We start from the raw sequence: 13,657 nt of genomic DNA on the forward strand, positions 1-13,657 counted from the left end.
ATGCGGTCTCTTTGGGCTTTTTGACCCAATATATCGTGACGCCTCCATGGCATTTGACGAGATATGCTTGCGCTGAGGGAAAACCCTTGGCAGCATCGGGATGTAAAGGCACACGAATCTAGGGAGCTTCTCTGTTTGGCCATTCCTGCGTTGACCTCGCTCACGTCGCCCGATGATGCCGCCGAAACGCTTCTCGAGTTTCCCGACAACCGATTGCTGATTGACCTCTGCGGTGAGTTCGACCGCAACCTCGCCCAGATCGAACATGCCCTCGGCGTCCACATCCTGAGGCGCGGCAATCTCCTTGCGCTCATGGGCGAGGGCGCTGCGCGGGCACGGGCTGCCGAAGTGCTGAGCGGGCTCTATCAGAAGCTGGAAGCGGGCCGTGACATCGACGCAGGCGAGATCGACGCCGAGATCCGCATGGGCGCGACAGATCCCGAGGCGGGCGGTCATCCGGGCGACCAGATGGAGCTGTTTCAGGGCGGCCGGGTCGAGGTCCGGACGCGGAAGAAACTGGTGGAGCCCCGGACCGAAGCGCAGAAGGCTTACGTGCGCGCGCTCTTCAAGAACGAGCTGGCCTTCGGGATCGGCCCGGCGGGCACGGGCAAGACCTATCTGGCCGTGGCCGTCGGCGTGAACATGTTCATCGAAGGCCATGTGGACAAGATCATCCTCAGCCGCCCGGCGGTGGAAGCGGGCGAGCGTCTGGGCTTCCTGCCGGGCGACATGAAGGACAAGGTCGATCCCTACATGCAGCCGCTCTACGACGCGCTGAACGACTTCCTGCCGGGCAAACAGGTGGCGAAGCTGATCGAGGAAAAGCGGATCGAGATCGCGCCGCTGGCCTTCATGCGCGGGCGGACGCTGTCGAACGCCTTCGTGGTGCTGGACGAGGCGCAGAACGCGACGTCGATGCAGATGAAGATGTTCCTGACCCGTCTGGGCGAGGGCAGCCGGATGGTGATCACGGGCGACCGCAGCCAGGTCGACCTGCCGCGCGGCGTGACATCGGGGCTCCGCGATGCCGAGCGCATTCTGGCGGGCGTGCCGAACATCGCGTTCAACTACTTCACGGCCAAGGACGTTGTCCGACACCCGCTCGTCGCCGCGATCATCGAAGCCTACGATCGCGACGATCCCAAGTAGGGGGCTGAAGTGAGGGGCGAGGGGCGCTGCCCCTCGCGCTCTCCGGAGTATTTTCAAACAGAAGAAGCGAAAATTTGAGTCAAATTGTCTTCGCCTGTTCTGAAATATCCCGGGGGTGAATTGGCCCATGGGCCAAGAGGGGGCCGGGCCCCCTTCAGCCCGACCCGATCAGCACGCCCGCGGCGAGGACAAGCGCGCCGCCCAGAACCACCTGCAGCGTCGCCCGGAAAAATGGTGTCTGCATGAAGCGGTTCTGAATCCAGACGATGGCCCAGAGCTCGACAAAGACGACTGCGATGGCGATGACCGTCGCGGTCCAGAAGTCGGGAATCAGGTAGGGGAGCGCATGTCCCAGCCCGCCGACCGTAGTCATCACGCCCGAGGACAACCCGCGCTTGAAAGGGGAGCCACGACCCGACAGCTTGCCGTCATCCGAGGCCGCCTCGGTGAAGCCCATGGAGATGCCCGCGCCGATCGAGGCGGCGAGGCCGACGAGGAACGTCGTCCACGGGTCCTGCGTTGCGAAAGCGGTGGCGAAGATCGGGGCAAGCGTTGATACCGATCCGTCCATCAGACCGGCGAGGCCGGGCTGCACCCATGTCAGGACGAATTGACGATGCGCTGTCTCGTTCTCGGTGTCGCGCGCGCGGTCGTCCAGATGCTCTTCGGTCAATTGGTCGGCGCGTTCGGAATGACCGGCCTCGGCCCGCGCCAGATCGCCCAGCAGTTTGCGGGTTTCTGCATCGGTGCTGCGGGCGGCTGCATTGGTGTAGAAATTTTCGGCGTCACGTTCCATCAGGGCGGCTTCGGCGCGAATACGGTCCAGCCCGAGGTTCTCGATCAGCCAGACGGGCCGACGCGCATAGTACCCCGCCACATGTTCGCGCCGGATCAGGGGGATCGTGTCGCCGAAGCGGCTTTTGAAAAGATCGATCAGCCTGCGGCGGTGGCCGTCTTCTTCTTCGGCCATGCTGTCAAAGATGCGCGCCGAGGACGGGAAGTCCTGACGCAGGCTTTCCGCATATCCCCGGTAGATTCGGGCGTCGTCCTCTTCGGAGGATATGGCAAGGGCGAGGATTTCCTTCTCGGTAAGTTCCGAGAACCGTTTCCGCCCTGTCGCGAGTGAAAAGACCATGGCCGAGCACCTCTTAGAATAGTTCTAAGTTAAGACTTCCTCTTTCTGGCGCAAGACACAAAAGCGAACTGATCTGTTCATTCTCTCTTGCTCGCATGACCTCACAAAGATAGAACTGAACCGTTCAGTTTACCTCAAAGAGAAAGCCATGTGCCGCGCCGTCCTACTTGCCGCTCTTATTGTCTTGGTCCACCTCCCGGCTTTCGCGAAGGCCGGCATCTATGAGCTGCCGCTCGCCGGGACGTTCTGTACGCGTGACGCAGGGTGACGAGACGCCCGGACGGATCCCGCTTCTTGAAACAAGTGAACTGAGTAGTTTATATATCGGAGAACGGATGAGAGGCGACGATGAACGCACCCAGTCAGGTCATTAAGCAAGGCAGAAAGTGGGACCAGGTGCTCGACGGCGCCAGGACGGTCTTTCTGCGCGATGGCTACGAGGGGGCGAGCGTGGATGATATCGTCCGCGAGGCCGGCGTCTCGAAAGCGACCCTCTACAGTTATTTCCCGGACAAGCGGCTTCTGTTCCTCGAAGTGGCCAAGATCGAGTGCCGCGCCCAGTCCGATGCGGCCGCCGCGCGGATCGAGGCGTCGGGCGATGTGCGCGACGTTCTGAAGGATGCCGCCACGCGGATGGTCGGGTTCTTCATGTCCGATGTGGGCATGCAGGTCTATCGGATCGTGGTGGGCGAAAGCCAGCGGTTCCCCGAGGTCGGGCGCGAATTCTACAACTCCGGTCCCGCCATGGTGCGCGATCTTCTGATCCGCTTCCTGACCCGTGAGGTGGAAGAGGGCAAGCTCTGGATCGACGATGTCGAGCTTGCCGCCGATCAGTTTCCAGAGCTCTGCAAGGCGGGGCTGCATCTGCAGATGGTTCTGGGTCTGCGCGACGGCTTCACCCAGGCCGAGATCGACCGGGTCGTGGATGGCGCGGTCGAGATGTTCCTCTGCCAGTACGGCCGGCCAAGGGGCTGAGGCTCAGTCGCGGCGCCGCGCCTGAAGCTGGCCCGCCTCCTTCCGCATCTCGAAGGCTTTCAGCACTTCGATAAGATCCGACAGCTTGGCCTTGCCATAGGTGCGGGTGTCGAAGTCGGGGTTGTCCGCCTGGATGAACTGACCGAGCTGGCCGAGCGAGAACCACTCCGCCTCCTGATCGATCTTGTCCATGGCCTTGCGGATGAGCGGGACCGCGTCTTTCGGGTCGCGCTTGCCCGTGGCCTTGCCATTGTCCCGCGGTACGGGCTCATCGACGATGTTCTCGATCAGGACGAAGCGGTTGCAGACCGAGCGCAGGCTCTCGGGCGCCTTGCCCTCGCCGATGCCGATAACGCTGAGGCCCTGTTCGCGAATGCGGTTGGCGAGTGAAGTGAAGTCGCTGTCCGAGGACACTAGCACGAAGCCGTCGAAACGCCCCGTATGCAGGATGTCCATCGCGTCGATAACGAGGCCGATGTCGCTGGCGTTCTTGCCGGTGGTGTTGGCAGTTTCCTGATGCGCCGTCAGGCCCAGGGTGCGGACCTCCTTGGTCCACTGGTTCAGACGGCTGGACGACCAGTCGCCGTAGACGCGGCGGATGGCGGGCTCGCCGAAGCGGTTGATCTCTTTCAGGATCGCGGCCGCGTATTTCGCCGGGATGTTGTCGGCGTCGATCAGAACGGCATACAGCGGTCGGTCACGGTCGGCCATTGATGGCCTCCTTTCCAGTCGGGGGAGGGGGCTCTGCCCCCGTCGCGTGACCGCGACTCCCCCAGGATTTTCCGGACCCAAAGACATACGGGGCCCGCTTGGCGTCAGGGCAGATCGTCGGCGGTGTTGATCACCTTGCCCAGAAGCCCGTAGTCGATCGCATCCTTCGTGCCCAGCCAGAAGTCGCGCTGCGTGTCCTCGGCGATCTTTTCCGGTGTCTGTCCGGTGGCCTCGGCGAAGAGCTTGTGGAAGCGCTCACGCATGATGCGAATCTGTTCGGCCTGAATCCACATGTCCGAGGCCGAGCCGCCGATGCCGCCGCGCGGCTCGTGCAGAAGAAAGCGGGTGTTGGGCAGGCAGAAGCGGTTCTCTTTTTTCGCGCCCACGAAGATCAGCGCGCCCGCCGAAGCCACCCAGCCCGACCCGATGGTGCGGACGGTGGGGCGGATGAACTTGATCATGTCATGAACCATGTCGCCCGATTCCACGTGCCCGCCGGGCGACGAGATGAAGAGGTTGATCGGGTCATTCGAATCCTCGGCCAGCGCGATCAGCTGAGTGGTGATCCGGTTGGCGAGCTTGTCGTTGATCTCGCCGGTGATGATCACGTTGCGGGATTTGAAGAAAAGCTCGCCCGCCTTGCCTCCAACGCCCTTGTCCTCGTCGTCTTTTTTCTTGTCGTCCGCCATGGTGGCTCCCGTTGTCTGAGTGTTGGGGGGAATGTGTTGCCTCGGCGCCGGAATGGCAAGGGCGGGTCAACCCGGAAAGTGAACGCTCAGCGTGTCGCAAGCCGCGTCGCCCCGCATCACCTCCGCGACGGCAATGGAGGCCTCGATGGTCGGCATGTTGATGATGGCTCGGCCTTCCAGACGCTCGCGCACCACCGCCCGCAGCAGGTCCCGGTCGCAAACCGAGACCGTGAGGCGCTCTCCGATCATGGCCCCGGTCAGGTCCGCCATGGCAGCGCCCGAGCGATCGGTCAGCAGCAGGTGAAGCGACGGCCGGCCATGCATGAAAACCGGCTCGACCTCTGCAACCTCGACCGCGATTTCTTCGCCGTTGCCCGCCAGGATCAACGGCTCCGCCCCCGCGCCCGCCGGAAGGGCCATCGCGAGCGCGACAAGCATGATCCTTCGCCTGTTCCGAAATATCCCGGGGAGGTCCGGAGGGGCAGTGCCCCTCCGGAACCGCGACGCCGTCAGGCGGCGCAAATCAGTAAACCACCACGCTACGGATCGACTTGCCCGCGTGCATCAGCTCGAACCCTTCGTTGATATTGTCGAGGCTCAGCGTGTGGGTGATCATCGGGTCGATCTCGATCTTGCCGTCCATGTACCAGTCGACGATCTGCGGCACGTCCGTGCGGCCCCGCGCGCCGCCGAAGGCGGTGCCTTTCCAGACCCGGCCCGTGACAAGCTGGAAAGGACGGGTCGAGATCTCGGCTCCTGCAGGGGCCACACCGATGATGACCGACACGCCCCAGCCCCGGTGGGTGCATTCCAGCGCGGCGCGCATGACCTGCACGTTGCCGGTCGCGTCGAAGGAATAATCCGCCCCGCCGATCTGGTCGAAGGGCGTCTTCGTCATGTTGACGATCTCGGCCACCACGTCGTCGACATCGTTGGGGTTCAGGTAGTGGGTCATGCCGAAATGCTCGGCCATGGGCACCTTGTCGGGGTTGATATCGACGCCGATGATCATGTCGGCGCCGGCAAGCCTGAGCCCCTGGATCACATTCAGTCCGATACCGCCCAGGCCGAAGACCACCGCCTTGGCGCCGATCTCGACCTTGGCGGTGTTGATCACCGCGCCGATGCCGGTCGTCACGCCGCAGCCGATGTAGCAGATCTTGTCGAAGGGCGCGTCCTCGCGGACCTTGGCCACGGCGATTTCCGGCAGGACTGTATGATTGGCAAAGGTCGAGCAGCCCATGTAGTGCAGGATCGGGTCGCCATCGAGCGTGGTGAACCGCGACGTGCCGTCGGGCATCACGCCCTGGCCCTGGGTCGCGCGGATCGAGGTGCAGAGGTTCGTCTTCTGGCTGAGGCAGGACGGGCAGGTCCGGCATTCCGGCGTATATAGAGGGATGACGTGGTCGCCCGGCTTCACGCTTGTCACGCCTTCGCCCACCTCCATCACGACGCCCGCACCCTCATGACCGAGGATCGCCGGGAAGAGCCCCTCGGGGTCGGCACCCGAGAGGGTGAATTCATCCGTGTGGCAGATACCGGTGGCCTTGATCTCGACCAGGACTTCGCCCGGCTTGGGGCCTTCGAGATTGACCTCCATGACTTCGAGCGGTTTTCCGGCTTCAACGGCGACTGCGGCGCGTGTTCTCATGTTTTCGGTCCTTTCCTGTTGCCGGGAGCCTGCGCGAAAGGGCGCGGCTTATCAAGAATTTGCTCAACGCGCCGGGCGCGTTATTCTAAGGAACGACCGACGGCGGGATGCGCCGTTTCCTGAAGGACCCTTGTCATGACCTGTCCCCGCCTTTCGTTCGGCCTCGTTCTCTGCATTGGCCTCACCGCCTGTGTCGCCGAGGAGGACACCGCCCTCGTCACCCCGATCGAAGGCGAGGCCGGCGCGTTTGGCGAGGCCGCAGACGACGTGGGTGGTGATAACGCCTTGCCGGAGGAATGCGACGCCGCCGACTACCGCCCCCTGATCGGGACCAGTATCGCGGCGGTCACGTTGCCGGCGGATGACATGATCCGTGCCTATGGCGAGACCGCTATCGTCACGCAGGAATACCTGCCGCAGCGGACCAACATCATCTACGGCATGGATGGTGTGATCCTGCGGGTCACCTGCGGCTGACCTCCGGCCCCGCAGGCTCGGAGTGTTATTGCCGGTAGCGGCCGTGGCATTCCTTGCAAGTCGAGCCGATGGCACCCATCGCGGCGCGCAGGTCGTCGGCTGTCTCCACCGGCAGGCGTGCGGCACTCCGAAGTGCGGTCGCAGCACGCGTGAAATCCTCGGGCTCGGTCCAGATGGTTGGCTGCGCTTCTGAAAGCGGGTCCTCTGCCGGTCTGGCGAAGACATCGGGTATCCGGGCAGCATGCGCTTCGAGACTGGCAAGTGCAGCTTCGGCGGCGTCCCGGTCGAAAGGCGTCATTCCGCGCGCCATTTGGCCGAGGGTCTTGGTCTCGGTGGCGATGGATTTCATGTTTTCCATCCACGCTTTCACCTGTGGGTCCTTGACGCCCGAATGAGCGAAGGCGGCGCTGGCGATGGTGAGGGAGAGTGCGGCGATGATCGTACCAGTTCTCATTGGGCGTCTCCTTCAGTGGGGCGGGTTCTCGTGACACAGGGAGCGGGAGGGTCCAGCCCATGACTCGACTCCGCGGGAACGGTGTCCTAGAAAGTTGTGAACAAAACACGAACATTTGGGCTGCCTCCCGATGCCTCAGCGGCGGATACTCTCGCTCTGGTTCCCGCGCCTTGCCGCGGAGCGGTGCCTCCGGCTCGACCGGGGGCTGCCTGCGGGACCGATGGCGGTGGTGGGCGACGAGCGGGGGGCGCAGGTGCTGGTGTCGCTCTCGACCGAGGCCGAAGCGGCGGGGCTGGTCCGGGGGCAGCCGCTGAGAGATGCGCGCGCCATGTGCCCCGAGCTGCAGACACGGCTGGCCAACCCGCGCCTCGATGCCGCTTTCCTGACGGCGCTTCGCCGGTGGGCGGGTAAGTTCAGCCCCTGGGTTTCGGAAGAACCGCCCGAGGCGCTGGTGATCGACCTGACGGGATGTGCGCATCTCTTCGGGGGCGAGGCGGAACTCATGCGGACGGTGGTGCAGGATTGCGCCGATCTGGAGCTGACGGTGCGGGCGGGGATCGGCGACACGGTGGGCGCGGCATGGGCGCTGGCGCGCTATGCGGGGCAGGGCGCAGGCGCGGGCGCGCGGACAGGCGACGACATCGCGCAGGAGGCGCGCGCCACCCGGTCCCGCGCGGCGCGGCGACGTCACTGGGAGCGGGGCGGGCCGGGACCGGCGCGGGAGGAGGGCGAGATGCGCGGAGGCGCCATCGCGCCGCCCGGTCAGATGCGGAGCGCGCTCGCGCCTCTGCCGGTGGCGGCGCTCCGGCTGGATGACGAGACGCGGGCGATGCTGGAGCGTCTCGGCCTCCGGCGGGTCGGGGACCTTACGGGTCAGCCGCGCGCCGCGCTGGCGCGCCGCTTCGGTCAGGGTCTGGTCCGCCGGCTGGATCAGGCGACGGGTGTGGAGCCCGAGCCCGTCAGCCCGGCGCGCCCGTCCGCCCGCTTCGTCCTCCGCCTGACCCTGCCCGAGCCGATCGGGCTGGAAAGCGACATCGCCCATGCGCTCGACCGGCTGTTGCCGGCGTTCGGGGAGAAGTTGCGCGCGGCGGGCCGCGGCGCGCGGCGGGTGCGGATGGAATGCCACCGCACCGATCACACGATGCAATGGGTCGAGGTGGGTCTGGCGCGCCCCTCGTCCGAGCCCGACCGCATTCGCCCGCTTCTTCTGATGAAGCTTTCCGAGATCGACGCGGGTTTCGGGATCGAGCGTATCCGGCTGGCGGCGCCGGTAACCGAGCCGGTCTATGCCGAGCAGCACCGGGGCCATGCCGAGGCCGCCGCCGATGGCCGGGCGCGAAAGGCGCCCGGTGGCGGCACTGCCGCGGTGGACGATCTGATCGGACGGCTGGGCGCTCGGGTGGGGCTGGACGCGATCACCAGGCTGGTGCCGGGGGACAGTCACATCCCCGAGAAGACCGCGCAGGTACTGGCCGCCGCGTGGTCGGCGCCCCGTGAGGGGGGCTGGCCCGCGCCGCCCGTGGCGCGCCCGATCGAGATATGGCGCCCCGAGCTTGTGGCCGCCCCCGACGCGCCCGCATTGCCGCCCGAGTTCCGCTGGCGGGGGCGGGTGTTCGAGACGCTGTCGGCCACGGGACCTGAACGGATCGCGCCGGAATGGTGGCTGGACGAGCCCGACTGGCGGACGGGGGTGCGCGATTACTGGCGGGTGACGACGCGGACGGGAGAGCGGCTCTGGCTCTATTTCGCGCATGGCGCGGCGCTGTCCAAAGGCTGGTTCTGCCAGGGCCGTTTCGCCTGAGCGCGCTGACGCGCGCGGCCTCCGGCGGGGATATTTTCAAACAGGCGAAGCGAAAATTTGAATCAAATTGTCGTTCTTCTTGGGAGAAATACTCCCGGGGGGGTCTGGGGGGCGGCGCCCCCCAGCCGTGGTGATATCTCAACCTTCCGGCAGGATCACGCGGTCGATGACGTGGATCACGCCGTTCGACGCTTCCACGTCCGCGGTCACGACGCTGGCCTCTTCGACCATGACGCCGTTATCCAGGTCGATGGTTACCGAGGAACCCTGAACGGTTTCGGCTTCCATGTCGTCGGTCAGATCGCCCGACATCACCTTGCCCGGCACGACGTGGTAGGTCAGGATCGCCGTGAGCTGGTCGATGTTTTCGGGCTTGAGCAGGTTCTCGACCGTACCTTCGGGCAGAGCCGCGAAGGCCTCGTCGGTGGGCGCGAAGACGGTGAACGGGCCTTCACCCTGCAACGTCTCGACAAGGCCGGCGGCTTCCACTGCAGCGATCAGCGTCGAGAAGGACCCGGCGTCCTGAGCGGTCGCCACGATGTCCTTGGAATGACCGCCGGCGAAGGCGGGTGCGGAGAGCATGATTGCGGCAGCGCCGCCAAGAAGTGCTTTTTTCATAACGTTGGTCTCCCAAACTGGTTCTGGTTACGGATACCTGTTTTGGCATCTCGGGGTCATATACGGACGTATTTTCGGATTGGATCCCCGGAGAATTCTTGCCGAGCCCGTTTGACGGAAAGCCGGTCCGCGCTAAGCCGGGCCCGTCTTCACGAACAAGGCCCGATGGGTCACAAACATGTTATTCACAACGGGAAAATGGCTGCCCCGACACATCGGTCTATATGACAGGCGAGCACAAAGCCGTGAGGCGGATTGCGCGGCGCGCGCTTGCGCGACAAGTCTCAACGGAGCGATTGGAGGATGACCATGGCAGGCCGATACAAAAGCCCACTCACGCACGCGGATGTCACGCCCAAGGCGGCATGGCTGAACCGGAGGCAGATCATTGCCGGTGCGATGGCCGCCGGGGGCGCGTCGATCGCGTCGCCTGCGCTGGCATCGCTCGGGGCGCGGAAGACCTCTTATGGAAGCGGTCTCGAGCCCAACACGTTCGAGGAGATCACCTCCTACAACAACTTCTACGAATTCGGCGTGGGCAAGGACGATCCCGCACAGAATGCCGGCGCGATGCAGACCAGCCCTTGGTCGGTGGTCATCGACGGTATGGTCGACCGCCCGGGCACCTATTCCATGGACCAGATTCTGGAAGGTCAGACGCTGGAGGAACGCATCTACCGGTTCCGCTGCGTCGAGGCGTGGTCGATGGTGATCCCGTGGGTCGGGTTCGAGCTGGCAGACCTGCTGGACCGCGTGGGCGTCCAGTCGGGTGCGCGCTACGTCGCCTTCGAGACCGCCGTCATCCCCGAGGTCATGCCGGGCGTCCGCCGCCGGGTTCTGGACTTTCCCTATGTCGAGGGGCTCAGGCTGGACGAGGCCATGCATCCGCTCACCATCATGGCGACCGGCATTTATGACGAGCCGATCCCGAACCAGAACGGCGCGCCGATGCGTCTGGTCGTGCCGTGGAAATATGGCTTCAAGTCGATCAAGTCGATCGTCCGGATCACGCTGACAGACAGCGAGCCGCCGACGAGCTGGAACAAGGCCAATGCGCGCGAGTACGGCTTCTATTCCAATGTGAACCCGACCGTCGATCATCCGCGCTGGAGCCAGGCGACCGAGCGGCGGATCGGCGGCGGTCTGTTCGCGGCGCGTCAGGAGACGCTGATGTTCAATGGCTATGAGAACGAGGTCGCCGGTCTTTACGAGGGCATGGACCTGTCGGTGAACTACTGACCTGATGGCCGGTGTCGCCCTGATATCGACCCTGACCTGTCCGGCCTGCGGACATGTGGCAGAGGTGGTCATGCCGGAAGACAGGTGTCTGTTCTTCTGGGACTGCCCGTCCTGTCACGAAGTGATCCGGCCGAAGGCCGGGGATTGCTGTGTCTTCTGTTCTTACGGGACCGTTGCCTGTCCGCCTGTGCAGGCCACTGGGCGCTGCGGCGGATGAAGCCGTCTCAGCGCATCAATCTGGCGCTGTCCCGCGTCCCCGCCTGGCCACTCTATATAGTGGGCGGTCTGGTGCCCTTCTGGTATCTGTATCTTGGTCTGACCGGCGGCCTCGGTGTCGAGCCGATCGAGGCGCTGGAACATCGGCTGGGCGAGCTGGCGCTTCAGGGGCTGATCGCGGGGCTGGCGGTGACGCCGCTCAGGAACATGACCGGCGTAAACCTTGTGAAGTTCCGGCGGGCCATCGGGCTGGTCACGTTCTACTTCGTCACCTGTCATCTTCTGGTCTGGCTGGTGCTGGACGTTCAGATCCTGTCCCAAATCTGGGCCGATATTCTGAAGCGTCCTTATATTACCATCGGCATGATCGGGTTCGTCCTGCTGATCCCTCTGGCGGTCACGTCGAACAACTGGTCGATCCGCAAACTCGGTCCGCTCAAGTGGCGGCGTCTGCATCAGCTTGGTTATGCTGCAGCGATCCTGGGGGCGGTGCATTGGGTGATGCTGGCCAAGGGCTTTCAGATCGAGCCGCTGGTCTATCTGGGCATCGTGGTGCTGCTTCTGGCGATGCGCGTGCCGAAGGCGGTGAAACGCGCGGTTGCATAATGTGACTTCCCACCGTGGCCGTTCCCGCTAGGGTCGCGCCATGGACAAGAATTCTGCCCGGCGGGCCACGCTTCTCATCATGGCGCTTTTCGTGCTTCAGCCGCTGGCGATCGGCGGCTGGCTGGCGCTGATCCCTCACGTCAAGGAAACACTGGAGCTTTCGAAGGGCGAGTTGGCCATGGCCATTCTCGGGATGCCGCTGGCGCTGATTCCGTTTCTGCAGATCGCGGGCCGGGTCATCGGGCAATACGGGCCGCGGCGCATCTTCATGGTGTTCTTTCCCATTCAGGCGGTTCTGCTGACTTTTCCGCTCCTGGCGCCGTCCGGTCCGGCTCTTTTCGGTGCGCTCGCGGTGTTCGGCGCGATGGTCGCGTTCCTGGAGGTGGGCATCAACGCCTATGCGGGACGGCTGGAGAAGCGTGCGGGCGTTATGATCATGAACCGCTGCCACGGTTTCTGGTCACTGGGTCTGATGCTGGGTTCGGCCTTCGTGGCGCTGTCAGCCGGAACGCCCATGCAGAAGATAATAGTATTGGGCGTGGTCTCGGCGGTGCTGGGTGTCTGGGCGGCCTGGGTACTTCCGCGCTTGCCGGGGGATGAGGACACGGCCCATCGGCCGAGACGCCGGTTCAGGAAGCTTCCGCCGGCGCTGTTGTTCGTGGCGGGGCTGATGCTTTGCGTGACGCTGACCGAGGGGGCGATGGCGGACTGGGCGGCTGTGCATCTGGCCGAACGGCTTGGCGATCTGGAAGTGACAGAGCGCGCGGGAATCGCGGTCACAATATTTGCGGGCTTCATGGCGGGGGGGCGATTTCTTGGCGATTGGCTCAAGCGGCGGATGGGACCGGTTCGGCAGGCGCGGATGACATCACTCACCGCGATTGCGGGGATACTGTGTATAGTGCTGCCTTTGCCGCTGGGCTTTGCCTATGCCGGCTATGCCCTTGTCGGGTTCGGGGTGTCTTCTGCCTATCCGCTTGGCGTGTCGGCCATCGCCGCGCTCGATGACCGATACGAATCCGCGAATATCGCCATCATGGCGATGGTCGCGCTTGGCGGGTTCCTGATCGGTCCGCCGCTCATCGGGGGAATCGCGGAGTTCGCTTCGCTCGACTGGGGGCTGGCCGCGCTTCTGCCGGGTTTGATTCTGTCGCTCTATCTGGCGGCCTGGTTGCGTCCCGCAGCCGATGATTCCGCATCTCTCAGCGAAAACGAGTCACCGTCGGCCACGCTTGGAGGGGCGACTCGATAGGATTCCGTCGAGTCGGAGGGGGGGCACGGCCGAGATTCCGGTCAGGACCGCTCCGATTCATCGAAATTCTCGTCATTCGGCAGGGCGCGCGCGGAAAGAAATTGCCGGAAGAGGCGGGCATCCACGCCGGAAATTGCGCGAAACCCCTTATTTCTTAGGGTGACGCCGGGTCCGCGAAAAAAGTGTCATCTTTCCGAAAAAAACCTCTTGCGGACCCCGGCACCGATCCGTAAATACCCCCTCACCGGCGGCGCAGAGATGCACCAACGGGGCGCCAGACGGGCCACACGGCAACGAGACGCAAGAAACAACAGAGATAGATGAGGCGGGGCGCGCCGAAGAAGTTAGGGCGCACTCAGTCGATTTTGTCTCTAACGCTCTTTGAAATCGCTGGTAACTGAAGAGATATGTGGGCGGTTTGGTCTATTCGATGGATCAACTACTGCATATCGGCTTCCTAGGCTTCGGCCGATGATGGAAGTGTCAGCTTCACTGTTTGGACGGCTTTCGGTTTCTGATGAAACCCGAAGCACAACAAACAGATGACTTCCGATACGTGTCCTATCCTAGCCGGGTGGGCATAATGGCTTGCCCCCAAAGCAGCCATGAGTATCGGAGATGTGCAGAGGTTCGAACGTCAAGGATAAGCTGGTAACAGCTTTTCAACTTGAGAGTTTGATCCTG

15 protein-coding genes and 1 rRNA gene (1 of these 16 only partly in view) are annotated in these 13,657 nt (G+C 64.0%); 9 read left to right on the top strand and 7 right to left on the bottom strand.

What is annotated here, in order from left to right; all coding sequences use genetic code 11:
* The first annotated feature begins 135 nt into the window (after positions 1–135).
* Positions 136–1,149: a PhoH family protein gene (locus GQ651_RS13580; RefSeq protein WP_227258173.1), complete on the top strand. Its 1,014-nt coding sequence runs from the start codon at positions 136–138 to the stop codon at positions 1,147–1,149.
* A gap of 154 nt (positions 1,150–1,303) precedes the next feature.
* On the opposite strand, the gene mbfA is transcribed toward GQ651_RS13580, so the two are convergent.
* Positions 1,304–2,284 carry an iron exporter MbfA gene (gene mbfA / locus GQ651_RS13585; protein WP_160764780.1) on the bottom strand — a complete coding sequence of 327 codons (981 nt, stop codon included), beginning with the start codon at positions 2,282–2,284 and terminating at the stop codon, positions 1,304–1,306.
* 348 nt (positions 2,285–2,632) lie between these two features.
* Between mbfA and GQ651_RS13590 the strand changes: the two genes are divergently transcribed.
* Entirely contained in the window at positions 2,633–3,259 is a 627-nt protein-coding gene (locus GQ651_RS13590) for a TetR/AcrR family transcriptional regulator (RefSeq protein WP_160764781.1), read from the top strand.
* A 3-nt stretch (positions 3,260–3,262) separates the two neighbouring features.
* On the opposite strand, the gene GQ651_RS13595 is transcribed toward GQ651_RS13590, so the two are convergent.
* From GQ651_RS13595 to GQ651_RS13610, 4 genes are all read right to left on the bottom strand, one after another.
* A complete protein-coding gene (locus tag GQ651_RS13595) occupies positions 3,263–3,970 on the bottom strand; it encodes an NYN domain-containing protein (RefSeq protein WP_160764782.1) in 708 nt (235 codons plus the stop codon).
* Positions 3,971–4,074: 104 nt separating this feature from the next.
* Complete coding sequence (locus GQ651_RS13600) at positions 4,075–4,659, bottom strand: ATP-dependent Clp protease proteolytic subunit (protein ID WP_160764783.1); 585 nt, start codon at positions 4,657–4,659, stop codon at positions 4,075–4,077.
* Between the two features lie 66 nt (positions 4,660–4,725).
* Positions 4,726–5,097: a hypothetical protein gene (locus tag GQ651_RS13605; protein WP_160764784.1), complete on the bottom strand. Its 372-nt coding sequence runs from the start codon at positions 5,095–5,097 to the stop codon at positions 4,726–4,728.
* An 85-nt stretch (positions 5,098–5,182) separates the two neighbouring features.
* Positions 5,183–6,310, bottom strand: a complete 1,128-nt coding sequence (locus GQ651_RS13610; protein WP_160764785.1) for an S-(hydroxymethyl)glutathione dehydrogenase/class III alcohol dehydrogenase — start codon at positions 6,308–6,310, stop codon at positions 5,183–5,185.
* A gap of 135 nt (positions 6,311–6,445) precedes the next feature.
* Between GQ651_RS13610 and GQ651_RS13615 the strand changes: the two genes are divergently transcribed.
* A complete protein-coding gene (locus GQ651_RS13615) occupies positions 6,446–6,787 on the top strand; it encodes a hypothetical protein (protein WP_160764786.1) in 342 nt (113 codons plus the stop codon).
* 25 nt (positions 6,788–6,812) lie between these two features.
* Here GQ651_RS13615 and GQ651_RS13620 read toward each other — a convergent pair whose 3' ends face one another.
* A complete protein-coding gene (locus tag GQ651_RS13620) occupies positions 6,813–7,241 on the bottom strand; it encodes a c-type cytochrome (protein WP_160764787.1) in 429 nt (142 codons plus the stop codon).
* A 130-nt stretch (positions 7,242–7,371) separates the two neighbouring features.
* Between GQ651_RS13620 and GQ651_RS13625 the strand changes: the two genes are divergently transcribed.
* A complete protein-coding gene (locus tag GQ651_RS13625; RefSeq protein WP_160764788.1) occupies positions 7,372–9,042 on the top strand; it encodes a Y-family DNA polymerase in 1,671 nt (556 codons plus the stop codon).
* 138 nt (positions 9,043–9,180) lie between these two features.
* Here the strand turns inward: GQ651_RS13625 and GQ651_RS13630 are convergent, their stop codons facing one another.
* Positions 9,181–9,660, bottom strand: coding sequence for a fasciclin domain-containing protein (locus GQ651_RS13630; RefSeq protein WP_160764789.1), 480 nt, complete (start codon positions 9,658–9,660; stop codon positions 9,181–9,183).
* A 309-nt stretch (positions 9,661–9,969) separates the two neighbouring features.
* On the opposite strand from GQ651_RS13630, the gene msrP reads away from it, so the two are divergent.
* From msrP to GQ651_RS13650, 5 genes are all read left to right on the top strand, one after another.
* A complete protein-coding gene (gene msrP / locus GQ651_RS13635; RefSeq protein ID WP_160764790.1) occupies positions 9,970–10,899 on the top strand; it encodes a protein-methionine-sulfoxide reductase catalytic subunit MsrP in 930 nt (309 codons plus the stop codon).
* Between the two features lie 4 nt (positions 10,900–10,903).
* Entirely contained in the window at positions 10,904–11,116 is a 213-nt protein-coding gene (locus GQ651_RS18765) for a GDCCVxC domain-containing (seleno)protein (protein ID WP_227258174.1), read from the top strand.
* Complete coding sequence (gene msrQ, locus GQ651_RS13640; protein ID WP_160764791.1) at positions 11,113–11,721, top strand: protein-methionine-sulfoxide reductase heme-binding subunit MsrQ; 609 nt, start codon at positions 11,113–11,115, stop codon at positions 11,719–11,721. Before GQ651_RS18765 ends, msrQ begins: the two co-directional genes overlap by 4 nt.
* Before the next feature lie 40 nt (positions 11,722–11,761).
* Positions 11,762–12,973, top strand: a complete 1,212-nt coding sequence (locus GQ651_RS13645) for an MFS transporter (protein WP_160764792.1) — start codon at positions 11,762–11,764, stop codon at positions 12,971–12,973.
* A 663-nt stretch (positions 12,974–13,636) separates the two neighbouring features.
* A 16S ribosomal RNA gene (locus GQ651_RS13650) occupies positions 13,637–13,657 on the top strand; it runs 1,445 nt beyond the window's last position.

The organism is Kangsaoukella pontilimi, from assembly GCF_009830125.1.
Classification (GTDB): domain Bacteria; phylum Pseudomonadota; class Alphaproteobacteria; order Rhodobacterales; family Rhodobacteraceae; genus Kangsaoukella; species Kangsaoukella pontilimi.